This is a genomic window from Denitrobacterium sp., from assembly GCF_056180635.1.
Genome location: NZ_JAZZJS010000093.1, coordinates 1 through 3,120 on the forward strand (window position 1 = coordinate 1; position 3,120 = coordinate 3,120).

3 protein-coding genes and 1 tRNA gene are annotated in these 3,120 nt (G+C 60.6%); 1 reads left to right on the forward strand and 3 read right to left on the reverse strand.

Going from position 1 to position 3,120, the window contains the following annotated elements:
- Positions 1–24: 24 nt before the first annotated feature.
- Complete coding sequence (locus AC04P6_RS08750; protein ID WP_475566244.1) at positions 25–1,425, forward strand: FAD-dependent oxidoreductase; 1,401 nt, start codon at positions 25–27, stop codon at positions 1,423–1,425.
- A 289-nt stretch (positions 1,426–1,714) separates the two neighbouring features.
- Here the strand turns inward: AC04P6_RS08750 and AC04P6_RS08755 are convergent.
- The 3 genes from AC04P6_RS08755 to AC04P6_RS08765 all read right to left on the reverse strand — a co-directional run bounded on the left by AC04P6_RS08755 (position 1,715) and on the right by AC04P6_RS08765 (position 2,684).
- Positions 1,715–1,790 (reverse strand) — tRNA-Thr (locus tag AC04P6_RS08755).
- A 127-nt stretch (positions 1,791–1,917) separates the two neighbouring features.
- The gene (locus tag AC04P6_RS08760) at positions 1,918–2,283 is read right to left on the reverse strand and encodes a NifB/NifX family molybdenum-iron cluster-binding protein (protein ID WP_475566245.1); all 366 of its coding nucleotides are present in this window, start codon (positions 2,281–2,283) and stop codon (positions 1,918–1,920) included.
- A 23-nt stretch (positions 2,284–2,306) separates the two neighbouring features.
- On the reverse strand, positions 2,307–2,684 hold the full coding sequence (locus tag AC04P6_RS08765; protein WP_475566246.1) for an ArsR/SmtB family transcription factor: 378 nt from the start codon (positions 2,682–2,684) through the stop codon (positions 2,307–2,309).
- Positions 2,685–3,120: the final 436 nt, after the last annotated feature.

The following is a 3,120-nucleotide window of genomic DNA, read 5'->3' on the forward strand; positions in this document are numbered from 1 at the left end:
AGTGCCTTGTCTTCCTAAGACCGCTTGGCCTCCGACTTGGTGGTTGGCGCTGGCACCGCCGGACTCATTGCCGCCGTACGCCTTCTGGAAGCGGGCAAAAAGGTTACCGTGATCGAAAAGCTGGACATCGCCGGCGGTTCGGGCCCCATGACCTACTCGGGCGTCATCAGCGTTGGCTCCGACCTGCAGAAGAACTATGCGCTGGGCCGCGTGACCGACGCCAACAAGGCTGACTTTGACATGGACGCGAAGATTGCCATGGTCAAGTCGTACAACACCCCCGAAAACAACCGTTTCGGCGGCGAAGTGCCCTACCAGACCGCTCTTTACGAGAACTCGAGCAAATTGGTTGACTGGATGCACAAGATTGGCGTGGGCTTCTACACCATGGGAAGCACCTACGGCACCACCCCCACCCTGTCCCCCGGCATGTACATGGGCGGCGCGGGCATTTGCATGCAGTTCATGGCCGACCGCATCGTGGCGCTGGGCGGCGAGCTCAACTACGCCACCCGCATGACCGAGCTCATCCAGGATGCTTCGGGTGCGGTAACCGGCGTTAAGGCGGAAGGTACCGATGGCAGCACCTGGACCATCAACGCCAAGGCCGTGTGCCTGGCGACCGGCGGTTTCGCCGCGAACAAAGACCTGGTCGCTCAGTACTACCCGCAGTACTCCGAATTCTCCTTCAACTGCTGCCCGGGCTCGGAAGGCGATGGCCTGATTGCCGCGCAGAAGGCCGGTGCCGCCATCGAGTGCATGGGCCGCGACCTGGGTGCCTTCAACGCAACCACGCCCGAAGCCGCCGGCAGCCGCTTCGAACTCGCCTTCGTGCACATGTTCGCACCGGGCGTAATGGTGAACGACAGCGGCAACGAATTCGGCCAGGGCTCGCTCAGCCATGCCGCCATGACCCAGGCCATCTGCGATAAGTCCAACGGCGATCGATTCTTCCACATTACCGACCATGCTGGCGCGATTACGCTCGAAAAGATGGACTCGTGGAACAGCACCGACTACGCATGCCTGTTCAACCGCGGCGACATCGTGAAGTACGACAGCATCGACGAGATGGCAACCGCACTGAACCTGCCCAACCTGAAGGAGACGGTGGAAAAGCACAACCAGCACGCGCTGGCTGGCGATAAGGACGAATTTGGCCGCGCTTGCACGTTCATCAACGAGAACGAAGGCGTGTATGCCATCAGCTGCATGCCCACGCTGTACGTAACCACCGGCGGCATTGCGATTGACACCAGCTGCCACGTGCTGAACGAATCCGGCGCCGCAATCCCCGGCCTGTATGCCGCAGGCGACGTATGCGGCTCGATCGAGGAGAAGGACGGCAACGTCTACGGCTACGGCTTCGATTCGGCCCTGACCTACGGTTACATCATGGGCGACACGGTGGCAGCCGAAAACTAGCCTTCTCCCCTCCCATAACTAGTTTTTCCCTCCCACAAAGGCGGGTGCTCCCCCTACGCGCCCGCCTTTGCGCTGCGCTCAACTATCGAAGAGGCGAACTCGGTTCGCAGAGGCTCTAGCGAACGTTCGCTAGCAGGAGGGTGGATTGCTGGTGAACGTCGTGGTGGGCGCTAGCGCTCTTGCGCACGTTGCCAATCCCAGCGACTCTGCAGTACCAAAACCGATAATTCCCGTTCCGCTTGCCGGAAACGAAAACAGGCTGCCGGATAACCGACAGCCTGTAAGTTTCTGGAGCCAACGAGCGGATTCGAACCGCTGACCTACGCATTACGAGTGCGTTGCTCTACCAGCTGAGCCACGTTGGCAAACCACGTTTCATCCGAAACGCAAGGTAGGAGTATAAAGGAATTTCCTGCAGCGCGCAACACCGTAAAACGTGCTCACAATCCGCACACGACCTCGCGGCCGAAACGCGCAACAGAGGCCTTACCCCTAATGACGGCACGCAGCGCTAGGAGACATCTTCCCCACTTTGCCCTGGGCAAAGAGCTGCGCCACATCGCCCACCATGGGCGTTTGGGTTTCGGAGTAGACCGTCACGCCATTCTGCGTGAAGCGCATCAGCGGCGGCATGCCCATGCCAACGGTGAGAATGCCGTCGACGCCAAGCCCCAGCACGTACTCGATAACGCCGCCGCAACCGCACCGGTCGTGGTCAACGTTCTTCACGGCTTCGGTGGCGACGATGTTCATGTCTTCGTCGTACGTGACAACCGTAAAGTAGGGCGTGTGGCCGAAATGCCCGCTGCGGATGCTCTGCAGCTGGGCGTCGGTTTCGCTGGGGATGGCAAGCTTCATGGGTGGGTTTCCTCTTCCTTCGACTACTCCGAGCGATACAGACAACCATTCGAGCCATCGTCGAGCCTGAAGCGGCACGAGTTCGACTCGTGACAATCTTCGATGCACTCAGCGCGATCGATCCACGTGCTCATGCGCTCGATCATGGCGCGCAGGGCGTCGGCGCTCAGCACGTAGTGCACGTGATAGCCATGCCGAAAGCCTTCGACCAGGCCAGCCTTCTTCAGCACGGCCATATGCTGCGAAACCGCAGACTCGCTGATGCCTAGCGTTTTGGAGATGGAGCGCGAGCAATGATGCCGCTCGAGAAGCAACTGCACGATCTTGAAGCGCGTAGGCTCCGCAAGCGCCTTCAGGGCGCTCCCCAACTCAATGGATGTCTGCTCATTTGATTCAGTCATAACTTAAACGGATTCTACCGTTCTCCCTCCCAGCGTCAAGCATAAGGTCGCACACGGGCGCAGCGAGCCGAAAACCGGGTAAAAAGCGAGCCCGAAAATGCAGAAATCTAACGCCGCACACATTACCCGATATTTGGGCGCCCCACACAAAAATCGCGACCCAGGCAACCACAGACGCTCAACCAAGCACAACCCGCTCGCAGCAGGGCGGACAGCAAAGCGCATCCGCCCGTCCATCGACCACCGACCCGGCGAGCGGAACCCAATCGCAGCAGGGCGCAATGCGAAGCGAGCGCCCGTAAGGTTGCCCATCGCAAGGGGAACCCGCTCGCAGCAGGGCGCAATGCGAAGCGAGCGCCCGTGGGAAGGGCCACGCCCCGGCAACCCGCACCAGCCCACAACAGGGCGGACAGCGAAGCGCATCCGCCCGTCCCAC